Origin of the sequence: Pseudomonas rubra (genome assembly GCF_028656935.1) — a bacterium.
GTDB classification, from domain to species: Bacteria; Pseudomonadota; Gammaproteobacteria; order Pseudomonadales; family Pseudomonadaceae; genus Aquipseudomonas; species Aquipseudomonas rubra.
This window is the reverse complement of the sequence record NZ_JAMDGZ010000077.1, coordinates 1-23464: the sequence shown is the minus strand read 5'-3', so window position 1 is coordinate 23464 and position 23464 is coordinate 1. Positions and strand designations below refer to the sequence as shown.

Sequence of the window (23464 nt, the reverse complement as noted above, 5' to 3'; positions counted from 1 at the left end):
CGGGCTTGCCCCGCGATAAACTCACTACTGAACCACTTCTCGCAAATTGCGCCACAGCTCAACCACATGCTCACGCTCGGTCGGCAACGCCCCCACCGAGACCCGCACCATCCAGCGGCCGTTCAAGGTCGCCGGGGTCACGTAGGCCACGCCCGAAGCATTGAGCCGGTCGGCCCAGCGCCGGGTATGCGCATCCAGTGCGTCACCGGCAAGGCCCTCGCGCCGATGGCAAATGCACAAGGTCTGCAACTGCACTGGCGCCAGCAATTCCCATTCGTCGCTGCCACGTACCTGGTCAGCCAGCCAGCGGGCATTGTCCAGGTCGCGGCGCAAGCGCTGCTGCAGGCTCTCGATACCTTCGCTACGCAGCATGAACCACAGCTTCAAGGCACGGAAGCGCCGCCCCAGCGGGATGCCCCAGTCGCGCAGGTTCTTGACCTTGCTGTCGACCGCCGACTGCAAGTAGCTGGGGTTGGTGCTCATGACCCGGATCAGGTGCTGCGGATCACGCACGAAGTACAACGAGCAATCAAACGCCACGCCCAGCCACTTGTGCGCATTGACCACGATCGAGTCGGCCTGCTCGATGCCGTCCCACATCCAGCGGCACTCGGGCAAAATCATTGCCGAGCCGGCCATGGCCGAATCGACGTGCAGCCACAGGCCATGCTCGCGGGCGATCTCGCCGACCGGCTGTAGCGGGTCGATGGCCGTGGTCGCGGTGGTGCCGGTGGTCGCGACGATCGCGCAAGGTTGCAGGCCGTTGGCCAGGTCTTGCTCGATAGCCACCGCCAGAGCCTGGGGGCGCATGGCGAAGTTTTCGTCGGTTTCGATATAGCGGATGTTGTCCTTGCCAAAACCTGCCAGCAACGCCGCCTTGTCCACCGAGCTGTGGGCCTGGGCGCTGGTGTAGATCATCAGCGGCTTGCCCTGACCTTGCAGACCGCCCTTGGCCAGGGCGTAATCGCTGCTGCGCTCGCGGGCGCTGATCAAGGCCACCAGGGTGCTGGTGGACGCGGTGTCCTGGATCACCCCGCTCCATTGATCCGACAGGCCGACCATTTGCCGCAGCCAGTCCACCGTGGTCTCTTCCAGCTCGCTGAGCGCCGGGCTGGACTGCCACGACAGGCCAAGCACACCAAGGCCGGTGCTGAGAAAGTCACCGAGCACCGACGACAAGCAGCCGTTGGAGGGGAAGTAGCCGAAGAAATCCGGGTGCTGCCAGTGGGACAAACCGGGCTTGATCAGTTGATCGACGTCTGCGAGGATTTGCGCGAAGGGCTCACCCTGCAGCGGCGCCGAAGCCGGCAAGGCCGCCTTGAGGTAGCCGGGCTCGACCTGGGCCATGACCGGCAACGCGCCGACCCCCTGGCGGTAGTCGGCAATCATGTCGATCAGTTGGTGACCCTGCTTGCGAAATTCTTCCGGGCTCATGCAACGGCTCCTGTTGTCATTGGTAACGGGAGCTTGAGTCTAGGCCTTGGCTGGCCGGGGAAAAACGCCGCCCGGCGCATAGCTGCTATGGCGAATGCGCATGGCCGCCGTGCACGCCGAACTGCGACTGCTGCCACTGCTCGAACACCAGGTTGCGCAACCAGCGATGCTCGGCCGAGTTCTGCAGGCGCTGATGCCAGACCACCCAGTAGCGCTGGGTGTGCTGGACAAACGCCAAGGGCCGCCAGGTCAATGGATGCAGGCGGCTGAGCTGGCGGGCGATGTGCTCGGGCACGGTGACCAGCACCTGGCTGCTGCAAATCACCCGCACCGCTGCCGAATAGAACGGCACCTGCAGGCTGATGCGCCGGCTCAGGCCCTGCTCGCGCAGGTGGCGATCGATAAAGCTGTCCTTGTCGCCGCCACCAGAAATGCGCACATGCTTCCAGGCGCAGTAGTGCTCCTGATTCAACTCGGCCTGGCTCGCCAACGGGTGCTGCCGTTGCATCAGGCACACCGCACGGTCTTCGCCGAGCATGCGCCCGTGCAGGTTGGCCGGGGCTTCGTCAAACAGCGTGGTGGCCAAGTCGATTGCACCGCTGGCAAGCAGCTCGTACTGGCCCGGTTGCCAGGTGCGGTACTCGATGGACACGCCCGGTGCTTCACGCTCAAGGGTGCTGACCAGCAACGGCAGCATGTGTTCGGCGATGTAGTCCGAGGCCGCCAGGCAGAAGCGCCGCTCGCAGCGCGCCGGGTCGAAGACCTCGGGCTGGCGCAACGCCTCAAGCTCCACCAACACCTGTTCCAGCGGGGCAAGCAGGCTGGCACCGCGCTCACTCAATACGTAACCACGGCCCTGGCGCACCAGCAACGGGTCGTCGAAGGCCTCGCGCATGTGCGCCAGTTGCCGGCTGAGTACCGACTGGCTGCTGCCCAGGCGCTCGGCGGCATGGCTGAGGTTCTGCAACTGCAGCAGGGTGTGCAGCGCGCGCAAATGGGCAATGCTCAGGGAAGCGAAGATCGGGTTCAAGGGGCGCTCCTGCACCGGCGGATGGCGCAGCCTAAGGCCAAAACCTGCGAAATACAAAGTGCCTGGCAGGCCCGCACATGGCTGTCGGCAGGCTCAGTCAAGGCGACACCTTGGTGCTATGCTAGCGTCGGGACTTTGCTTTTCGTTAAGGATAATACATGAGCAACATCAGCCTTTTGCCCCAAGTGCGCGCGTTTCTTGAGCGTCAGCACACCTCTTTCATCGATGGCCGCCAGCAGCCTGAATCCAATGCCCGCTACCTCGAGGTGATCGACCCTGCCAGCGACCTGGTCATCAGCCGCGTAGCCGAGGCCAGCGGGCACACTGTCGATGATGCCGTCGCCTCGTCGCGCCGAGGCTTCAGCCAATGGTCACAGACCGCCCCTGCCGCGCGCGCCAGCGTTCTGCACAAACTGGCCGACCTGATCGAACAACACCGTGAAGAGCTGGCACAGCTGGAGACCTGCCAGTCGGGCAAGCTGATCAGCCTCTCGCGTAACTTCGAGGTCGACCAGGCCGCGCACTTCCTGCGTTACTACGCCGGTTGGGCGACCAAGCTCAGCGGCCAGACCATCACCCCGTCGCTGCCATCGTTCAATGGCGAACGCTACACCGCCTTTACCTTGCGCGAACCGATCGGGGTAGTGGTGGGCATCGTGCCGTGGAACTTCTCGACCATGATCGCCATATGGAAGCTGGGCTCGGCCCTGGCCACCGGCTGCAGCATTATCATCAAGCCGAGCGAATTCACCCCGCTGACCATTTTGCGCATCGCTGAACTGGCCATCGAAGCCGGCCTGCCCGCAGGCGCGCTGAACGTGGTCACCGGTGGCGGCCTGGCCGGCAAGACGCTGATCGAACACCCCGGCACCGACAAAGTTTCGTTCACAGGCTCCGTGCCGACCGGCCTTATCGTTGGCCAGGGCGCCATGGCCGCCAACCTGACCCGCGTCACCTTGGAGTTGGGCGGCAAGAATGCCGCAGGCTTCCTGCGCGATGTGCCAGTGAACAAGGCGGTAGATGGCATTATCGAGGCGGGCTTTCTGCACTCGGGGCAGATTTGCGCTGCGGCCGAGCGCTTCTATGTGCACCGTTCACAGATCGAGGCCGTCACCGGTGCCTTGAGCGAACGCCTGGCGCAACTGAAGATCGGCTCGCCGCTGGACGAAGCCAGCCAATTCGGCCCGGTGAGCAACAAGCAGCACCAGGCAAAACTGGGCGCCTTGTTCGCCAAGGCCCGTAGCGAGAACAGCCAGATCATTCATGGCGGTCGCTTGATCGAAGGCCCTGGCTGCTACGTGGAGCCGACGGTGATCCTCGCCAACTCGGTGCACGACAGCCTGCACACCGAAGAGACCTTCGGGCCGGTGGCGACCTTCCTGCCCTATGACGATGATGAGCAACTGATCGCCCTGATGAACGACAGCCCGTACGGCCTGAGCGCCAGCCTGTGGACCAACGACCTGAGCAAGGCCATGCGCCTGGTGCCGCAGGTACAGGCCGGTACAGTGTGGGTGAACATGCACACCCTGCTCGACCCGGCGCTGCCCTTTGGCGGGGTCAAGGCCTCGGGGATCGGCCGCGAGTTTGGCGGGGCGTTTATCGAGGACTACACCGAGCTCAAGTCGGTGATGATCCGCTACTGACACCAAAAACCGGTGGGAGCGGGGCAAGTCGGGGCGCCGCATCGCTGCTCCCACCAATGCCCCGATTGTTATGAAAATCATGAAGTAATTTTTTGATACCAACGATTCCCCTCTGCCACCGTCTGTCGGACCATCGGCCAGCTACCCCATAAAAACAACACGAGGTACTGCCGTGGACAACGCCAACAAGACGGGGGCTGCACGCCCGCGCATCGAGGTTCGCTCAATCGACTATGTGCCGCGCAGCGAGCGCCACGGCAAGGTCTGGCACCAGGCGCCGTTCTGGTTCACCGGCAACTTCGTCCTCACCACCATGGTCACCGGCTTCACCGGCCCGACCCTGGGCCTGGGTGCGCTTTATTCAATTCTGGCGATCGTGCTCGGGGTGTGCTTCGGCACCTTTTTCATGGCCTTCCACGCCAACCAGGGTCCGCGCATGGGCCTGCCGCAGATGATCCAGTCACGGGCGCAATTCGGCCTCAAGGGCGCCATCGTGCCGTTCGCTGCCGTGGTGTTTGTGTACATTGGTTTTAATGTCTTCAACGTAATCCTCGCCACCGACGCCATCAACACCGTCCTGCCTGGCCAGCGTACCCCCTGGTACCTGGGGCTGATCGTTATCGCTGTGCTGCTGGCGGTGGTCGGCCACGACCTGCTGCACACCGTGCAACGCTGGCTGACCTACGTGATGATCCTGGTGTTCGGCGTGCTCACCGTCAGCGCGCTACTGACCCTGCAGGCCGATGCCGCGCTGCAGGCCCCGCAATTTTCCTGGGGCGCGTTCCTGGTGCAGCTATCGGCAGCCGCCGGTTACCAGATCAGCTATTCGGTGTATGTCTCCGATTATTCGCGCTACCTGCCGCACGACACCCCCACCGCCAAAGTGGTGTTCTGGACCTACCTGGGCGCGGCCGGCTCGGCCTTGTGGCTGATGTCCCTGGGCGCCTTCCTTGCCTCGGCGCTGCCAGCGCCGGACGCCATTGCCAGTGTGCGTGAAGTGGGCAACCAGTTCCTCCCCGGCCTGGGCACCTTCACCGTACTGATTTCGGTACCGGCGCTGGTGGGCATCATGGCGGTGAACTGCTACGGCGCCATGCTCACCAGCATCAGTGCCATCGACTGTTTCAAAAAGGTCCAACCATCGCTGAAGATTCGCGTGGCCGGTATCAGCGTCATCGCCAGCATCGTCTTCATCGTGGCCCTGGCCATCCCCGAGAGCTACCTGGGCAGCTTCAACACCTTCGTGCTGTTGATGCTGTACTTCCTGGTGCCCTGGACCGCGGTCAACCTGGTGGACTTCTATTGCGTGCGCAAGGGCCACTACGTGATCAGCGAAATTTTCAACCCCGAGGGCATCTACGGCGCCTGGGGCAAGCCGGGGCTGATCGCCTACGGCCTGGGCCTGCTGGCGATGGTGCCGTTCATGGCCTTGAGTTTCTACACTGGCCCCGCCGCCGCTGCCCTGGGCGGCGCCGACATTGCATTTGTGATTGGCCTGCTGGTAACCGGCAGCGTCTATGCCCTGCTGTGCCGCTCGCTCGACCTGCACAGCGAACAACGCCTGGCGGCGGCCAGTGACCGCCTGCTTGAGGAAGCCCACGCATGAGTTCAACCCTGATACAGGTCGCCTGCTGCCAACTGGCGCCACAGATCGGCGAGCTGAAGTACAACCGCGAACGCGCCCTGCAGGCGATCCGCAGCGCCGCCGGGCAAGGTGCCCAGGTGGTGGTGCTGCCGGAGCTGGTGCAAAGCGGCTACGTGTTCGCCGACCGCAACAAAGCCCTGAGCCTGGCCGAAACCCCCAGCGGCGAAACCCTGCGCCAATGGGCAGCCCTGGCGGCGGAACTGGACATCGTCATCGTCGGCGGTTTTTGCGAGCGTACCGAGCGCGACGAGCTGTACAACAGCGCCGCCCTGGTGGATGCCAAAGGCGTGCGCGCGGTGTACCGCAAGGCGCATTTGTGGAATGACGAAAAGCGCATCTTCAGCCCCGGCGGGCAACCGCCGCCGGTGATCGATACGCGCTTTGGGCGCATTGCCGTGATGATCTGCTACGACCTCGAGTTCCCCGAGTGGGTACGCCTGCCCGCCCTCGCCGGCGCCGAGCTGCTGTGCGCACCGGTGAACTGGCCGGACGGCCCGCGGCCGCAGGGCGAGCGGCCAGCAGAGGTGGTGCGGGTACAGGCCAATGCCTCGGTCAACCGTTTGTACATCGCCGCGTGCGACCGCAACGGCCACGAGCGCGAGGTGGATTGGGTCGGCGGTTCGGTGATTGTCGATGCCAATGGCTACCCTCTGGCCGGGCCGCTGCACGAGGCGCCAGCGGGCACCCAAATCATCCATGCCCGCCTTGATCTGAGCGAAGCCCGGGACAAGCGCATCAGCGCCCTGAACGATGTTCACAGGGATCGCCAACCAGTGCTGTATGACTGAGTTTTTGGGGCTGCTGCGCAGCCCATCGCTGGCAACGCCGGCTCCCACAATGGTTCTGTGAACACCGGACCTGTGGGAGCTGGCCTTGCCAGCGATGCAAGGCAAAGCCTTGCTAAAAATCTACAGTTCCACCACAACACCCCTGCCCTGCACCCGCCGATACGCCAGCGCCAAACCGACAAACCACAACGGCATCACACATAACGCCAGGCGGGTGTCCGGGCGCAACGCCAGCAGCGACAGCACAAACAGCAAGAAGCCCAACGCCACCCAGGCCATCGGTACCCCACCAGGCAACTTGTACAGCGAACGCTCATGCAAGTCAGGCCGTGAACGGCGATAACACAGGTACGAGACCAGGATCGTCGACCAGGTAAAGATCACCAGGATCGCCGAGATGGTCGAGACAATGGTGAAAACGGTCATCACTTGCGGAAAGATGAACAGCAGCATCACCCCGAACAGCATCAACAGCGTCGAAAACCCCAGGCTCGCCAGCGGCACGTTGTTACCGGAAAGGCGCTTGAACAGCCCCGGCGCATTGCCCTGGTCAGCCAGGCCGAACAACATCCGGCTGGTGGAAAACACGCCACTGTTGGCCGATGACGCCGCCGAGGTCAGCACCACGAAGTTGACGATCCCCGCCGCAGCCGGAAACCCCGCCAGCAGAAACAGCTCCACGAACGGGCTCTTGTCCGCTGCCACATGGGCGTAGGACGTCACCGCGATAATGCACGCCAGAGACACCACATAGAACAGGATGATGCGGATCGGAATGGCATTGATCGCCTTGGGTAGTACGGTCTCTGGTGAGCGGGTTTCTGCCGCGGTGGTACCGATCAACTCGGTGCCGGCAAAGGAGAAAATCGCAATCTGAAAGCCTGCGAAAAAACCGCTGATGCCATGAGGAAACGCCGCCTCGGCCTGGAACAGGTGCGCAAGCGACGCCGTCACCCCGGTCGGCGAAACAAACGAGGTAGCCACCAGCACCACGCTCACCGCAATCAAGGTCAACACAGCAATGATCTTGATGATCGCGAACCAGAACTCCACCTCGCCGAACAACTTCACCGTCAGCACGTTCAAGGCGAACAGGGTCAGCATCATGCCGATTGCCGGCACCCATGCGGGCACATCCGGGTACCAGTGCTGGAAAAAGCCGCCGACCACCACCGCATCGCCCACCACCGCCACGCACCAGCTCAGCCAATACGACCAGCCCAGAAAAAACGCTGCCCGCGGACCGATATAGGCGCCGGCAAAGTCGGCGAAGGACTTGAACTTCAAGTCCGACAGCAACAGTTCGCCCATTGCCCGCATGACGAAGTACAAGAAGAAACCGATGATCATGTAGATCAGCAGAATCGAGGTACCGGACAAGGCGATGACCTTGCCCGAGCCCATGAACAGCCCGGTGCCGATGGCACCACCGAGGGCGATCAACTGAATGTGGCGGTTGCTCAGGGTGCGCTGCAGCCCCCTGTGCCGGTGGCCGTGGGTCTCTGCTTTCATCGCTCACGCTCTTGGTTATTGTTGTCGAGTCGAGGCAGTAGCCGTCGTTGCATGTTGCTCAGGCGCAAGCGCCTTCGAAGCCCTGGAGCACGTTGACCGCATTGATGCCGATTTCATCGACCATGTAGCCGCCCTCCATGACGAACAACGTCGGCACCCCGACCTTGGCGATGGCTGCGCCCATGGTGAAGTAGTCTTCGCTCTCCAGCAGGAAATGGCTGATGGGGTCATCCTTGAAGGTGTCGACGCCAAGGGAGATCACCAGCAGCTCGGGGCCATAGCTGCGCAAGCGCTGGCAGGCCTCTTCAAGCGCCTGCTGATAGGCCGCCCAGCGGGTGCCCTTGGCCAGCGGATAGTTGAAGTTGAAGCCCTCCCCCGCAGCGCTACCGCGCTCACTGGCCGCGCCGGAAAAGTACGGGTACGACACCGCCGGGTCACCATGGATCGAGGCGAACAGCACGTCATTACGCGTATAGAAAATGTTCTGCGTGCCGTTGCCGTGGTGAAAGTCCACATCCAGCACGGCCACCCGCCGGGCGCCCAGGCTCAGGCTGTGCTGGGCGGCGATGGCGGCGTTGTTCAGGTAGCAGTAGCCGCCCATATATTCGCGCGCGGCGTGATGCCCCGGTGGCCGGCACAGGGCAAATGCGCTGCGCTGGCCTTCGTTGATCAGCGTAAGGCCGGTCAGGGCCAGGTCGGCGCTGGTTTTCACCGCCTGCCAGGTGGTGGCGGTAATGGGCGCGCCGGCATCCATGGCAAAAAAGCCCAGCTTGCCATCAATGAACTCCGGCACGCGCTCATTGGCCAGGTCACGCACCGGCCACACCAGCGGCAAGGCATCGTGGCTGCGGCCGATAGCGGTCCATTCGCGCCAGGCGCTTTCGAGGAAAGCGACATAGCGCTCGCTGTGCGCGGCGACGTAACAGGCGCGGTCGAACGCCCGCGGCGAGACGATATCGCCCAGGCCCGTGAGCCTGACCCGCTCGTACACGGTGTCGGCGCGGCTGGGTTGTTCGAAGGAGGGTTTGAGCACCCCGTCCTTGAGTTCGGTGCCGTGGTGCAGGCGGTGGTCGGGGCTGAAGACAGTCAGCATGGCGAGAGAGCCTTGATCAGTGGGTGTGCAAATAGCCTATTCCGGGCACACGGATCTTTTTTTGCTTTATCTTCTCGCCGTGTTAGCTTTTTGAGGCGAACTATCCTCCCGAGGCAGATATGGCGAAAAAATCATCCAGACGCGTCACCCTCGATGACACCGACCGCGCCATCCTCGCTTTGCTCCAGGCCGATGCGAGCATGTCCAACGCCGAACTCAGCGAGCGCTTGTCACTGAGCCTGACGCCCTGCTGGCGCAGGCGCAGGCGCCTGGAAGAAGAAGGCGTGATCAAGGACTACCAGGCCAACCTCGACCGGCGCCTGCTGGGCCTGGAAATCATGGCCTTCGTGCAGATCCGTTTCGCCACCCACAGCGACCAGGCCCCGGATGATTTCGAGGCGGTGATACTGCAACTGCCGGAAGTGATTGCCTGCCACAAGATCACCGGCGATGCCGATTACCTGCTGCAAGTGCTGGCCACCGACCTGGACGCCTACAGCGACTTCATCGAGCAGGTGCTGCGCCGGCAACTGGGCATTGCCTCGATCCAGTCGAGCCTGGCCCTGCGCGAGGTCAAGGCCACCCACCGCATGGCCATTCCCGGATGAAGGCACAGGCTTTGCCCCAAACCGGTGCAAAGCCACTAGAATGACCCACCCCCAGAACCAGGCTGCCCCATGGATATCGAGCTGGCCCGCACCTTCCTTGAAATTGTCCGCACCGGCAGCCTGGTGTCCGCTGCCGAACGCCTACACGTTACCCAGACAGCCATCACCGCCAGGGTACAAAAGCTTGAGCAGCAGCTGGCCTGCCAGTTGTTCATCCGCAGCCGCAGCGGCGCCAGCCTTACCGCCGACGGCGAGGCCTTCGTGGTCTACGCCAACCAGCTGGTACAAACCTGGGAAGCCGCGCGCCGCGACCTGCCCTTGCCTGAAGGTTGCCACCAGGTGCTGCACATCGGCGGCGAAGTCAGCCTCGGCAACCCCATGGTGCTCGGCTGGGTCAGTGCCCTGCACCGAGAGATGCCCGGCCATGCCATCCGCAGCGAAGTCAGCGACGGCGAGTCTTTGCTGCACAAGGTGGAAATGGGCGTGCTCGATGCCGTGCTGGTCTACCAACCCACCTACGGCCCGGGCCTGCAGGTGGAACAGCTGATGGAAGAAAAGCTCATCCGCATCCGCCGCAAGGACAAACCCGAACCCTACGTGTACATCGACTGGGGCCAGGCCTTTCGCCGCCGCCACGACGCCGCCCTGCCCGAATGCGCGCGCCCGGCGTTGAGTTTCAACCTCGGGCCACTGGCACTGCAGTACATCCTCGAACACGGCGGCAGCGGTTACTTCCGTACCCGCGTGGTGCAGGCATACCTGGACAGCGGCGTGTTCGAGCGCGTACCGCAAGCACCGGAGTTCACCTACCCGACCTACCTGGTGTACGCCCGCGAACGCGACAGCGAGGCATTGCAGCAGGCATTCAGGGTGCTACGCGAAGTGGTCGCCGGTGAGAGTGACTGGTCACAGCGCTGGGACCCGGTGATCTGAGCCCGTCGCCTGGCTCAACAACTGGCGCTTGAGCCCGGCAATCAGATCGGTCTGGGTCACCACCCCCACCAGCACCTGCCCTTGCATCACCGGCAAGCAATGCAGCCCCTGCTCGCTGAGCAACGGAATCAGCGCCACTGCTGGCTCATCACTGCGCACGGTAATCACCGGCCGGCTCATGATCTGCTCCAGCAGCACCTTGGGCCTGCGCCCGAACAGCCCGCGCCAGCTGAAACGCCCCTGGGCCATGGCCGGCCCGACCAGGTCGCTCAACGTGACGATCCCCACCAGGCGCCGCTCTTCATCGAGTACCGGCAAGGTATGCAAATGGTGGCTCGACAACAACTGCCAGGCCTGCTGCAAACTGGTTTGCGGCGTGGCCAGTTGCACATCCCGCGACATCACCGAAGCGGCGGTAATCCCGCCCAGGCTGCGCTTGAGCGCCTGTTGCTCGGTGGCCATGATGATGCGTTCAAGCTCATCGCGGGTGACGTCGACAAACTCACCGAGCTCTTCCAGCGCCTGGTCAAGGTCCTCACCACTGACGCCGACGCGCTCCCCGGGCAGCACATCATCAGTGTGGTACAGGTCTTTGCGCGGTGCGGCAGTCTTGGGGTAACGGACCCCGGTCAGGCGGTTGTAGATCACCGCCACGGCCACCAGCACCAGGGCATTGAGCATGATCGGCGCAAACACCTGATCGCCCATCGCCGCCAGCGACGAGTCCGCCAGCACCACGCTCACCGCCACCCCGCCACCCGGCGGGTGCAGGCAGCGCAGCAGGCACATCACCAGGATCGCTATCCCCAGGGCCAAGGCGGCGACCCACAAGGCCGAACCAAAGCAATGGTGCAGCACCAGCCCTACCGCAGTGGCGCTGGCATAGCTGCCAATAAACGGCCAAGGCTGCGCCAATGCCCCGGAGTGCACGGCAAACAGCAACACCGCCGAGGCCGCCAACGGCCCGAGCAAATGCAGCGCCACCGTCGGGCCAAAGGCCAGGCTGCAGGCCAAGCCTGCGAGAAACAGACCGAGCAACGCACCGACACCTGCGCGTAGCCATTCTTTGGGAGGGATATTCAGCGGGGCCGGCAGCAGCCGGCTGAACCAGTTGTTCAGACCACGGGTAGACATGGGTAAATCGGGCACCTGGGCAGTAAAAAAAGCCCGGCCAAACTGGCTGGGCTGAGTATCGCGAGGGGCAATACCTAATGGGCTCCGTCCTTGGAGATGGAATTTTTTGAGTGTTGCGTGGGACGGGATTTTGCCGGGGTTGGCGTGGCGGGTGGTAATTCAAAAAACTGAAGGTTGGCTGCAGTTTTTTTGAGGGATGAGGCGTGGACTGCCCGTTCATGGTGGGGAGTGACCACTTCCTGGGACACGATCAGCGGCCGGTCACCACTGACAGCAATCGGCCAAAAGCTGCCGGTCGATATCAGTGCAGGTAGCGCCTGGTTCTGAGTACTGTTAGAGACGCGCCGCACACCGCAAGGCTGGAACTGTCATACGCCTCACCCTTATATTGCGCAGACGCGGGCTATCCGGCGGCTTTATGTAGTCTGTTGTGCTATCGAGAAAACCTGCGCGGCGTTGCACCGCGCAGGCTCTTAACTTAGAACGCGATATTGAGCCCCAGACGTACACCGTGATCGCTATAGCCATCGCCGATCTGCCCGGAGTAGTCCAGGTCGAGGCTCGCTCGCGGGGCAAGTTTGGCGCTGACACCGAGCTGTACCAGCGCGGTGTCCTGGGCAACTGGCACCCCCTTGACGGTGAAGCTGTCATACCCCCCTAGGGTCAGGCGGCTGTCTTCGCTTGGCCCATCAAGCACGCGCTGCCACGCCAGGCTGCTCTGTACGCTCAACGGCACCCCGGCCACCTCTGCCGCTGGAGTGCTCGCACGCAGGCCCAGGCTGGAATAAGTCGCACGGTCCTTCTCGCTGTCGCCGCGCAACGCAGTGCTGCCGCCATGTTCGCGGAAGCTGTCGCTGTCGACTTCGACATGGGCCAGGCCAACGAAAGGCTCAAGGGTCAGGTCACCTGCCTGGACGGCATAACCCAAGTCACCGAACACCTGTGTCGTACTGGCGTCGTACTTGGCCTTGACGTGCTCTTGCACGCTGCCGACGTTTACGTGGCGACTGCTGTCAACGTCGTTCCAGGCATGGGAAGCGCCCACGCGCAGGTGCAACGCATCCCACTGACCGCCCAGGTAGGTCGTCAGCGATGTGCTGTCGACCTTGGCCGACGAGTTTCTGGCATCGGCTTTCAGATCAGTGTTGCCATAACCGACAGCCAGACCTGCGCGCCAGGTTTCGTTCAGCGGCATGTCGAGCCCCAGTAGCATGCCCTGGCTGTTGTGCTCGAGGTCAGCGACATTGCGATTGCCATCGGCATCACCCCAGCCGCCATAGCCCTGTACCCAAAAGGTTATGCTGCTGTCCGCATCGACATGCAGCACGCCTTCACTCGGTGCCTGGCCTTGAGCACTGCGCAGGCGCGCTCCAATCGCATCTCGCACGTAGCGGCTGTCATCGAACAGCGCGCCGCGGGTGCTCGCGTGGATCTCGCCAGACAGGCTGTCGTAAGCCGAGCGTGCCTGATCGGCGCTGAGCACGGCGACCGCGTTATACAAACCACCCGCGCCGGCCGCATCCAGCGTCCCGGCCACGGCACGCTGGTTGTAGGTCTGTGCGACCGAAGTAAAAGCGACATCGTTACGCTGCAGACCCAGGGTCACGGCATTGCTTGCGTACATCACTTGCGGCGTGAGGAAGGCCAGGTTGCTTTTGACGCTACCAAAGGTGCCGGTCACGTTGCCTGCCTCGACAATCGTGTACTGGGTACTCGGTGCCCAGCTGCCAGTGCCGGCCACAATGTTCAGGCCCGCGCTGTTAAGCGATACGGTGCCGGTGGCAATCACTCGGTCGGAGCGGCCGTCAGGATCGGCCTCAATGATTAGCGTAGAGCCGCTGTTGAAGCTGATGTCGCCGGCGACTTTCAGCGTGCCAATCGAGTTGCCCGGGTTCAGGGTCGCGCCGCTGGCCAGGTTGATATCGCCATTGATGGTGCCATGGCCGCCGAGCATGGCACCCAGAGCCACATCGACATCACTGGTAAGGCTGGCGCTGGAGCCTGCGACACCGCCGATGATCAGGCTGCCGGCCGCGACGGTGGTGCCGCCACCGACAGTCGAGTTGCCATTGAAGACCTGCTTGCCGCTGCCGACCTTGGCCAGGTGGCCGGCACCGTTGACCGAGCCGTCATAGACACTGCTGGCTCCGCCTGCACCCGCTTGCATGGTGCTGCCTGCAGCCAGCAGCAGAGCACCCGAACCACTGAGTGCATCGATGTTGTTGAGCCCGCCGACACTGACCAACGCGTTACTGGCAACGTTCAAGTCGGCATTGCCCAGGGCAGTATTACTGATCAGGTTCAACGTACCATCGAGAATGTTCAACACCCCACTGAAGGTATTGTTGCCGCTCAGGGTCAACTCGCTGGCGCCTTGTTTGTTCAGTTCACCGTTGCCACTGACGACGCCACTGAGGGTTAAGTCATGGCGGCCAGTCAGCGTCAGCCCGCCGTTGAGTGCCACCGCGTTGGCCAGGTTGATGGCGGCAGTGCTGTCCAGCGTGGTGCCCTTGGCGGCGACCAATGCACCGGTGCCCAGCGCGGAGTTGTTGCCCAGCACCAGGGTTCCGCCACTGAGCACAGTACCGCCGCTGTACGTGTTGTTGCCATTGAGCGTCAGGCTAGAAGTGCCGGCCTTGATCAGACTGCCCGCGCCGCTGACGATACCGCCAAGGGTCAACGCATTGGAGCCGGCAACGGTCAGCCCGCCGTTGAGCGCCACGGCGTTGCCGAGTGTGAGGGCGGCGTTGCTGTCCAGTGCGGTGCCATCGGCGGTGGTCAGTGCGCCGGTGCCGAGCGCCGCATTGTTACCGACGACGATTTTGCCGCCATTGAGCGCGGTGCCGCCGGTGTAGCCGTTGGCCGCGTTAAGCACCAGGGTGCCGGTATCGAGCTTGGCCAGGGTGCCGCTGCCATTGAGCGTCACCCCCAGGGTCGCGGTGGCGTTGGGGTCGACCCGGATCGCGGTATTGCCAGTGCCGCCGTTGACCAGGTTCAACTGGCCGGCGTTGCCGCCCACCAAGCTGTAGCCGTTGCTGACGAACTGCATGCCGGTGAGGTTCTGGGGGCCGTCCACGGTCACGGTCCCGGCAGTGCCCTGGAACACCGCGAAACTGCCGCCCCAGGCCTGGTTGACCGTGCCGTCCACCGAGCTCCAGTTGCTGCCGGCACTGTTCCAGGTGCCGCTGCCGCCCTCGATCACGCCGTTGCCCGTGGTCTGCGATCCATCCCAGAACAGCACGGTGGTGTTAGGTTCGGTGACCAGCAGGTTGACCTGGTTGCTCACCGCGGTCTGCAGTTGCAGGTCACCCGGCGTCACACTGCCAGGCAGGCTGCCCAGCGTCAGGGTATTGGTCAGGACACCGCCGTAGTTGGCCAGACGATAGACACCCGTGCCGAAGCCACCCTGGTTGCTGACGTTCAGGGTGCCGTCCAGATTCAAGTCGCCCATGACATTCAGCAGCGGATTGCCACCGCCGCTAACCGGCACGCCAAGGCTGACGTCCAGGTTGGCATCGCTGCCCATCAGCAGCGAACCCACCGACAGCGTATTGCCCGTGCTCAGGGCCAGATGAGCGCCATCGTTCACCACCACCGAACCACCGAGGCTGCCGCTGCCGGTCAGGGTCGCGCCGCTGTTGACCTCGACCAGGGCACTGGCCAGGGAGCCGCTGACATTCAACACCCCGTCGTTGATGCTGGTATTGCCGGTCAGGCCGCTGCTGCCGCTCAGAGTGAGAGTGCCGCTGCCAGCCTTGATCAATTGCCCACTGCCACCGAGGCTGCCGGCGAAGGTGCCGCCCAGGTTGGTGCTGCCCAGGGTCAGGGCATTGCCGCCTGCAATGACCACGGCACCGCTGCCGCTGAGGCTGAGGCTGGCCGAGCCGCCTAGGTTGAGGCTACTGCCGGCGGCCAGGTTGACCCTCGAGTTGTTATCCAGGGCAGCGCTGCCCAGGGTGCTGAGGCTGCCGGCCTGCACGTCGAATAGGCCACTGAAGCTGTTGGTGCCGGTCAGCGTCAAATCGCTCAAGCCCTGCTTGATCAGGGTCGAACTGCCGGCCAGGACCCCGGCCAGGGTCAGGTCGTTGTTGCCGCCCAGGGTCAGGGCCGCGTTGACATTGACGTCATTGGCCAGCACCAGCGGAGCGCTGTTGGCCAGGGCCGCGGCGCCGGCCACGGTCAGCGCGCCGGAACCCAGGGCGCTGCTGTTGCCGACGGTCAGGGTTCCGGCATTCAGTGTGGTGCCGCCCGAGTAGGTGTTGTTGCCGGCGAGGGTCAGGTTGGCCGGGCCATTCTTGATCAGGCTGCCGGCGCCGGCGACCAGGCCGCTGAGCCCCAGGTCGGCCGTACCGCCGATATTCAGCCCGCTGTTCAGGTTGACCTGGTTGTTCAGGGTCACGGCGCTGTTGCTGTCCAGAGTGGTGCCCGCCGCCGCGGTCAGCGCGCCGCTGCCCAGGGCGCTGTTGTTACCTACTACCAGGCGCCCGCCGTTGAACAGAGTGCCGCCACTGTAGGTGTTGGCGCCATTGAGCACCAACGTCCCGGTATCGAGCTTGGCCAGGGTGCCGCTGCCATTGATGTCCACGCCCAGGGTGGCGGTCACGCCCGGGTCGACACGAATCGCGGTGTTGCCGCCAGTGCCATTAACCGCGGTCAACGCCCCCGCTGCCCCGGCCTGGAGGTTGTAGCCGTCGGTGACAAACTGCATCCCGGTGAAGCTCTGCGGCCCCTGCACCGTGACCGTACCCGCAGTGCCCTGGAACACCGAAAAATCGCTGGCCCAGGTCTGGTTGAGGGTGCCGTCCACCGAAGTCCAGTTGGTACCCGCCGCCGTCCAGGTGCCGGCGCCGCCGTCCACCACCCCGTTGGGCACGGTCTGGCTGCCGTCCCAGAAACGGATACCGGCGTTGGCCGACGACACCAGCAGGTTGACCTGATTGGCCGCGCTGGTCTGCACCACCAGGTCGCCCAGGTTGTAACCCACCGGCACGCTGGCCACGTTCAGGCCCAGGCCCGAGAGGTTGCCGGTGTAGTTGATCAAGCGATACAGGCCGACGCCGAAACCGCCGGCGTCAGTGACATTGAGCTGGCCATTGAGGGCCAGGTTGCCGCCCACGCTCACCAGTGCAGTGGTGGATGGCGCCCCCAGGCTGACATCCAGGTTGCTGCCGCTGGCCAGCGACAGGGAGTTCACCGACAGCACATTGCCGGAGCTCAAGACCAGGTGACCGCCGCTGGCGACGTTCGCCGCCCCCAGCAGCGCACCGCTGCCGGTCAGGCTGGCGCCGTTGTTGACGATGACGTTGGAGCTGGCCAGGGAACCGCTGACATTCAGGGTGCCGGCATTGACCAGGGTGGCTCCGGACAGATCATTGATGCCGCTGAGGGTCAGGGTGCCGCTGCCGATCTTGAGCAACTGGCCGTTGCCGTCGATATTGCCGCCAAAGTTGCTGCTGGCATTGCCCCTGCCGACGCTCAGTGCCATCCCGGAGTTCACCTGCAGCGAACCCCCACCGGTCAGCCCGGCCACCATGTCGCTGGCGCCGAGATTGAGGCCCGCGCCCAGGGCGATATTGACCCCGGAAGCATTGCCCAGGGCACCGGTGACCAGGGTGGTGACACTGCCCGCAGCAATGTCCAGGGCGCCGCTGAAGCTGTTGCTGCTCTGCAGGGTCAGGTCGCTCAGGCCGTTCTTGATCAGCCCGCCGTTGCCACTGACGATCCCGGCCAGCACCAGGTCATTGGTGCCGGCCAGAGTCAGGTCGGCATTGAGGGTGACATCGTTGGCCAGGCTCAGTGGCGCGCCGTTGTCTAAGGTTGCGGCGCCGCCCACGGTCAGCGCGCCGCTGCCCAGGGCGCTGCTGTTGCCGACGGTCAGGGTTCCGGCATTCAGGGTGGTACCGCCCAGGTAGGTGCTGATGCCGTTGAGGGTCAGGTTGCCCGCACCGTTCTTGACCAGTTGCCCACTGCCGCTGATCAGGCCGCCAAGGCTCAGCTCATTGCTGCCGAGCACGCTCAGGGCGGAATTCAGGGTCAGGTTGTTGTTCAGGACATAGACGCCGTTGCTGTCCAGGTTGGCCGCCCCGGCCACGGTCAGGGCGCCACTGCCCAGCGCCGAATTGCTGCCCAGGGTCAGGGTCCCGGCATTCAGGGTGGTGCCTGCGGCATAGGTGTTGTTGCCGGCGAGGGTCAGGTTGGCCGAGCCATTCTTGATCAGGCTGCCGGCGCCGGCGACCAGGCCGCTGAGCCCCAGGTCGGCCGTACCGCCGATATTCAGCCCGCCGCTCAGGTTGACCTGGTTGTTCAGGGTCACGGCGCTGTTGCTGTCCAGGGTGGTGCCCGCCGCCGCGGTTAGCGCGCCGCTGCCCAGGGCGCTGTTGTTACCTACTACCAGACGCCCGCCGTTGAGCAGAGTGCCGCCGCTGTAGGTGTTGGCGCCATTGAGGGTCAGGCTCGAGGCACCGGCCTGGACCAGGCTACCGGTGCCCCCTACCAGCCCGCCCAGGGTCAGGGCGTTGCTGCCGCCCACCGTTAGCGCGGCATTGAGATTGATCGCGTTGTTCAGCGCCAGGGCGCTGCTGGCATTCAGCGAACTGGCGCCGCCCACGGTCAGCGCGCCGCTGCCCAGGGCGCTGGCGTTGCCCAGGGTCAGGGTGCCAGCATTGAGCAGGGTACCGCCCTGGTAGGTGTTGGCACCGTTGAGGGTCAGGCTGCCGCTGCCGCCCTTGTTGATTGCGCTGCTGCCGCTGATCACCCCGGACAGGGTCAGTGCCCCTGCCCCGCTGGTGCTCATGTTGTTGTTGAGGATCAGCGCATTGGCCAGGTTGACCGTACCTGGCGCGGCAAGCGTGGCGGCCCCGCCAACGGTCAGGCTGCCGCTGCCCAGCGCCTGGTTGTTGCCCACCTGCAGGGTACCGGCGTTGAGGGTGGTGTTGCCGCTGTAGGTGTTGGCAGCATTGAGGGTCAGCTGTCCGCTGCCGTTCTTGGTCAGGCCGCCGCTGCCGGAAATCACCCCGCCCAGGGTGGCGCCGTTACTGCCCTGCAGCACCAGGCCGCCACTGCCCAGGCTGATCAGATTGCTCAGGGTCAGGCCGGCGCTACTGGCCTGCAGTATCCCGCCATTGGACGTCAGCACTCCGTTGCCGAAGGTGGCGCTGTTGTTGAACAGCGCCACACCGCCATTGAGGGTGGTGCTGCCACTGACCAGCGGCCCTTGCAGGGTCCAGGTGCCGCTGTTGAGCACCAGGTTGTTGAAGTTGACGTAGGTGGCACTGGACACCGTGCCCGAACCAGAAGTGCCGCCGCCGATCCCGAGGGGATTTTGCAGCACCAGGTTGTTGGTGCCGCCGGCCCCGCCATCGATCTGCCCGGTGGGGGCGAAGGTCAGGTCGACCCCCACCAGGCCGCCCAGGCTCCCCCCCGTGCCGCCGCCGCTCTGCACCGTGGAACCGGTAATGGCGGTGAAGGTGTTGGTGCTGCCAGCGCCCAGGGACACGCCACCGATAATTGAACCGCTGTTGACGAAGCTGTTGCCGCCGGCGGAGGACTGGAAAGCCACCCGACCGACCAGCGAGCCGCTGTTGTTCATCGACACCTGGGAGCCGCCATACACCGCCACCACCGGCGCATCGGCACTCACCAGGGTCAGCCCCAGCAGGGACAGTGAGCTGATGGTACCGTCGTTGACAATGCTGGTGCTGCCGCCGGCGCCATTGTTGATATTCAGCGCCATGCCGTTGAGGGTCCCCAGGTTCAACCCGAGCACGCCCGAAGTTCCCCTGAGCAACCCCGAGGCCGTGTTGTTGACGCTCACCGTGCCTGCCGCGCCGCTGCCGATCACCGCGCCGTCGCTGAGCAGGGTCACCAGCCCCAGCAACGAGGGGTCGATGGTGCCGGCGTTGTTCAAGGTGATGTTGTTGCCGGTGAGGTTGAACGCCGCTCCGCCGAGCACGGAATTGAAGGTCGAGCCGCTGGTGACGTTGACCGTCAAGTCATCGACGGCACTGTAGAAGGAATTGGTCAGCATGAGCGTGGCATTGCCACTGCAGGTGACGGTGGCGCCCGCCGCCGGGCTGGCCGGTGAACAGGTTGCAAAGGCCGTCGAACTGAACCCCGTGCTCAGCAGCAAAGCTGCCAAAACCAACTTGCCTGGGCGTCGCGAGCCTTTACGGCAGCGCTTGCTGTATTCGTGAGTGACCGCCCAGCAGCCCAACGAAGCATTCCATACCAACGCAAATACACGATTCATTACGCACACTTCCTTGTGGTTTGAAAAGTCTTCCCGATGGAGCCGCGCGGGCCGAGACGGTAATCGTTCAAGAGTAAAACAATTCGAGGCAAAAAAAATAGGGCTCGACCATTCAATAAACGTCTTATCTTTTTTGCAGGCTGTACTGAATCACTCCTGAGCTAGTACAGACGCGGTGACCGCTTCTGACCGGATAGCGGTCGTCCACGACCGGCAGCTATCGACCCAATAATGCAGTCATTTGCGTGGCGGCACACTTTGAAGGTTACCAACAGGCAGCTCCTGCACTTCAGCGAACGAGTGCGAGCCGGGTTTATAACTATTAATCACAAGGACTTGCGAAATTTCACAGTCCGGATAGATCCACTTATCCCAGTTCGCTACAACCCACTGCCGAGTGGATAGATGCTCTGAGGAATGCATCCGGCTGGGGAAAAGGCAGTCCTCATTGCGTAGCTGGGCCTGATGTATCCAGGCCGTGACAGCGGAGCGTGTTTGTTCAGTGATCTCAAACTGCACTGGCCGCTGTGTTTTCTGCTGCATCACCATGGCTCGTGATGATACGTGGTCGCTGTGGGCGACGTCTCGCACGCGGAGCCTGGTTAAGTCGCAAGCGCGAAGCTTACTGTCGATGGCCAGATCGAAGAGAGCCAGATCCTCAGTTCTCTCTGCAATTTGAAGCCTCACTCGGATGGCCCAGCTATCTCTCAGGCGTAGCGGGGGTTTCTGACCGACCAATTTCCCTTTGCTCCAGGGCTGACGGCTGCGGGTTGCGATGGTGTCCATGTCATGTCCTCCACGTGTGGAGGGACAAGGATGGCTAACCAGAGCAACGGTCGCTAACCGGCCAGGATCGGTCAGTTGTCAGCACCGAGAACTGCCTCAGCTAGCTGTCCATCAAAATACTCTGTGTCATCACGGGGCTTTGAACTCAACCGCCGTTTGGCCTCGACCAGCATCTGAGGAACGGCGACTCGCTGGTTCAGAAAAATAGCGACCATGAGATCTGAAAGCTCTACAAAAGGCGTGTCCCACGCATTTCGACAGCGTTCTAGTAGTGCTGTCGAAGCCGCTCCCTTCCAAGGACCTAAGATGCTGGCTACTGTCGTTTTTTGGACCACTGGCATCAACTCGCACTAGTTGGAAAAAGGGCTCTACCGACAGTTTACAAGCGGTACTAAGGGAAGACTTGGGTCGAAAGCGGTTATCCTCAACCGACCGGTTGCGACCCAATACTGCCGGTCGGATCCCGTGGGTGTCGGACTAATGGCCCAAACGCCAACTGCATTCCCAGGCTGGTATTTGAGAGGGTAACCTGAGCACCTTTCAATCTGTGTGGTACCCATATGGACATCAATCTACTGAACGAATCCATGCTTGGCCACTGGCGTGTTCCCTCGGGTGTCTGGCAATGCGAATTCCAGTTCGGCAGCCAATTGATTTACGTCCAACACCACAATGACGAGCCACCTTGCGCTAGGCTCGCCGCTGCGCAATGCGCGGTCAAGGCTGCGTGGGATGATTTGCCCCAGGCACTGAAGTTTGCCGAACAGCGCTGTAAAGCACAGATGCCCGAACTGATACGGTTGTACGAAACCTACATGCCGTGGGAATCTCCGTTGTTCGTGTACTCGATCCACTTCGATCTCGACAAACCTTATCCTAGTTACGCCATTTCCAAGAACCCTGACTTCGATTGGGATCACATCCTGATCGACGTAGATGAACTGTGCCAGAATCACAGTGTTTGCATGGAGCAGTATGAGCCAAAGGATGACTTTTGGGTTTACGTCAGGCGCGTGGGGTTTAAGCAATTCGAGCTTGGGGATTAGCGTGGCAATCAACTATGTATCCCCCCAGCCCCTGAATCACCGCTGATTAAGTAGACACTCGGGAGCGTCCGCTGCTGGCCGATTGCTGCCTATGCCCACCGTCAGCTTTGGGTCGGTGAGCGCCTCTGAGCCGATTTGGCCATCCTTGCCCTCCCTCACATGGAGGACAAGCCATGAAAGCCATTGCAACCAACAGACGTCAGCCTTGGAACAAAGGGAAACTGGTCGGGCAGAAAGCCCCGCTCCGACTGAAAGATATCTGGGCCATTCGGGTGAGGCTTCAAATCGCGCAAGACACTCGTGATTTAGCTCTCTTCGATTTGGCCATCGACAGCAAGCTACGAGCCTGCGATCTGACCAAGCTTCGCGTACGCGACGTTGCTCATGGGGAGCACGTGTCATCACGAGCAATGGTGATGCAGCAGAAAACCCAGCGCCCCGTACAGTTTGAGATTACAGAGCAAACGCGGCTGGCCCTTGAGGCCTGGATACATCAAGCCCGTCTCCATAGCGAGGATTGCCTTTTTCCAAGCCGCCTACACGCCTCAGTGCATCTCTCCACCCGGCAGTACGCCCGAATCGTCAAAGCGTGGATAAAAGCTATTGGCCTTGACCCAACAATGTATGGCACCCACACGATGAGGCGTACGAAGGCATCATTGATCTATCGCAGGACAAAAAACCTGAGGGCAGTTCAACTCCTGCTCGGCCATACGAAGCTTGAAAGCACGGTGCGATATCTAGGTATCGAAGTCGATGACGCATTGGAGATGGCGGAGCAGACGGAGGCCTGAGAGCCTACAGCGACGGTCTATGACCGTCGCTGTCCGACCCATAGCAGCCCTTCAGCATGGGCTCCTAACGGCGAAGAGCAGATGTTCGCCGGAGCTTCTTGGGCAAGAGTCGGGCGGTCAGTCTTAGCGAAAGCCATAGCAACTTTGTATAATCCGCATAAAATGAAAACCGCTTAAGATATATGATGCCTAATACATCCACCGCTAGAACAGAGCCCGATTATGACTCTAAGTAATTCAGGCTTGGCAGAAATGACTCCTTCCGCTCTAACTGGGATAACTGTCGGAGTGGGTTCGCAGACGCTGCTTTTTGGTGACATGGGAAGCATATTAGTTCAGTGTCCATTTGTCACTGAAAACAAAAAAATATGCAAGGAGGGGCATGGTGAAAACGCTACTACCAGCCCTTTGTTGTTTGATTTTTTAAACCTTGATGTGGAAGTGTTTTCAATTGATGATTTTGGGGTGCTAACCATCAAATTCAGCACCGGAATGGGCTTAAAAATCATTCCGGAGAAAAATGGACTAGAGTCTTACGTCGTGAGTACGCGACGTGACATATTTCCCATCTTGCTTTGGTAGCCAAAAAATACGATGGCCCTCAGGAGCGAATACAACGAGTCCAGATTCGCGACTGACGCTGGTGGCTCTCAGTAATGGGGCGGTGACCGATGCGTGAGTGTCCGTAAGTCAGAATTTTTGCCGATCTTATTTTCGTGATTGACAGAGCCATCCGGGGAAATTGGCTGTAAGGGCTCCATGAACCC

At 62.4% G+C, this 23464-nt stretch carries 14 protein-coding genes and 2 pseudogenes; 8 read left to right on the top strand and 8 right to left on the bottom strand.

The features are described from left to right. Nucleotides 1–24: 24 nt before the first annotated feature. Nucleotides 25–1434, bottom strand: a complete 1410-nt coding sequence (locus tag M5G17_RS26195; RefSeq protein WP_273895761.1) for a DOPA decarboxylase — start codon at nucleotides 1432–1434, stop codon at nucleotides 25–27. A gap of 85 nt (nucleotides 1435–1519) precedes the next feature. Further along, nucleotides 1520–2464, bottom strand: coding sequence for a LysR family transcriptional regulator (locus M5G17_RS26190; protein ID WP_273895760.1), 945 nt, complete (start codon nucleotides 2462–2464; stop codon nucleotides 1520–1522). Between the two features lie 158 nt (nucleotides 2465–2622). On the opposite strand from M5G17_RS26190, the gene M5G17_RS26185 reads away from it, so the two are divergent. The 3 genes from M5G17_RS26185 (at nucleotide 2623) to M5G17_RS26175 (ending at nucleotide 6543) form a co-directional block, all read left to right on the top strand. Further along, nucleotides 2623–4110: an aldehyde dehydrogenase family protein gene (locus M5G17_RS26185; RefSeq protein WP_273895759.1), complete on the top strand. Its 1488-nt coding sequence runs from the start codon at nucleotides 2623–2625 to the stop codon at nucleotides 4108–4110. A 172-nt stretch (nucleotides 4111–4282) separates the two neighbouring features. Next, a complete protein-coding gene (locus tag M5G17_RS26180) occupies nucleotides 4283–5716 on the top strand; it encodes a purine-cytosine permease family protein (protein ID WP_273895758.1) in 1434 nt (477 codons plus the stop codon). Continuing rightward, on the top strand, nucleotides 5713–6543 hold the full coding sequence (locus M5G17_RS26175; protein ID WP_273895757.1) for a nitrilase family protein: 831 nt from the start codon (nucleotides 5713–5715) through the stop codon (nucleotides 6541–6543). The genes M5G17_RS26180 and M5G17_RS26175 overlap by 4 nt, the downstream gene beginning before the upstream one ends. A gap of 120 nt (nucleotides 6544–6663) precedes the next feature. Here M5G17_RS26175 and M5G17_RS26170 read toward each other — a convergent pair whose 3' ends face one another. Together M5G17_RS26170 and M5G17_RS26165 are read right to left on the bottom strand one after the other, a co-directional pair. After that, nucleotides 6664–8055 (bottom strand): amino acid permease, encoded by a 1392-nt coding sequence (locus tag M5G17_RS26170; protein WP_273895756.1) that lies wholly within the window; start codon nucleotides 8053–8055, stop codon nucleotides 6664–6666. A gap of 58 nt (nucleotides 8056–8113) precedes the next feature. After that, nucleotides 8114–9148 (bottom strand): histone deacetylase family protein, encoded by a 1035-nt coding sequence (locus M5G17_RS26165; RefSeq protein WP_273895755.1) that lies wholly within the window; start codon nucleotides 9146–9148, stop codon nucleotides 8114–8116. A 119-nt stretch (nucleotides 9149–9267) separates the two neighbouring features. On the opposite strand from M5G17_RS26165, the gene M5G17_RS26160 reads away from it, so the two are divergent. Together M5G17_RS26160 and M5G17_RS26155 are read left to right on the top strand one after the other, a co-directional pair. Next, complete coding sequence (locus M5G17_RS26160; protein ID WP_273895754.1) at nucleotides 9268–9756, top strand: Lrp/AsnC family transcriptional regulator; 489 nt, start codon at nucleotides 9268–9270, stop codon at nucleotides 9754–9756. 69 nt (nucleotides 9757–9825) lie between these two features. Further along, nucleotides 9826–10689: a LysR family transcriptional regulator gene (locus M5G17_RS26155; protein WP_045196624.1), complete on the top strand. Its 864-nt coding sequence runs from the start codon at nucleotides 9826–9828 to the stop codon at nucleotides 10687–10689. Here the strand turns inward: M5G17_RS26155 and M5G17_RS26150 are convergent. The 4 genes and pseudogenes from M5G17_RS26150 to imm45 all read right to left on the bottom strand — a co-directional run bounded on the left by M5G17_RS26150 (nucleotide 10663) and on the right by imm45 (nucleotide 20857). Continuing rightward, on the bottom strand, nucleotides 10663–11823 hold the full coding sequence (locus M5G17_RS26150; protein WP_273895753.1) for an HPP family protein: 1161 nt from the start codon (nucleotides 11821–11823) through the stop codon (nucleotides 10663–10665). The genes M5G17_RS26155 and M5G17_RS26150 overlap by 27 nt on opposite strands. Before the next feature lie 1945 nt (nucleotides 11824–13768). Further along, nucleotides 13769–19966, bottom strand: a pseudogene (locus tag M5G17_RS26145) (autotransporter-associated beta strand repeat-containing protein); the annotation flags it as partial. A gap of 33 nt (nucleotides 19967–19999) precedes the next feature. Beyond that, nucleotides 20000–20071 (bottom strand): annotated as a pseudogene (locus tag M5G17_RS27770) (ESPR-type extended signal peptide-containing protein); the annotation flags it as partial. 237 nt (nucleotides 20072–20308) lie between these two features. Further along, a complete protein-coding gene (gene imm45 / locus M5G17_RS27460) occupies nucleotides 20309–20857 on the bottom strand; it encodes an Imm45 family immunity protein (protein ID WP_337993370.1) in 549 nt (182 codons plus the stop codon). A 560-nt stretch (nucleotides 20858–21417) separates the two neighbouring features. On the opposite strand from imm45, the gene M5G17_RS26130 reads away from it, so the two are divergent. From M5G17_RS26130 to M5G17_RS26120, 3 genes are all read left to right on the top strand, one after another. Then, the gene (locus tag M5G17_RS26130; RefSeq protein ID WP_273895750.1) at nucleotides 21418–21903 is read left to right on the top strand and encodes a hypothetical protein; all 486 of its coding nucleotides are present in this window, start codon (nucleotides 21418–21420) and stop codon (nucleotides 21901–21903) included. A 173-nt stretch (nucleotides 21904–22076) separates the two neighbouring features. After that, nucleotides 22077–22697, top strand: coding sequence for a tyrosine-type recombinase/integrase (locus M5G17_RS26125; RefSeq protein WP_273895749.1), 621 nt, complete (start codon nucleotides 22077–22079; stop codon nucleotides 22695–22697). A 222-nt stretch (nucleotides 22698–22919) separates the two neighbouring features. Beyond that, nucleotides 22920–23279, top strand: a complete 360-nt coding sequence (locus M5G17_RS26120; RefSeq protein ID WP_273895748.1) for a hypothetical protein — start codon at nucleotides 22920–22922, stop codon at nucleotides 23277–23279. The last annotated feature ends 185 nt before the right edge of the window (nucleotides 23280–23464 follow it).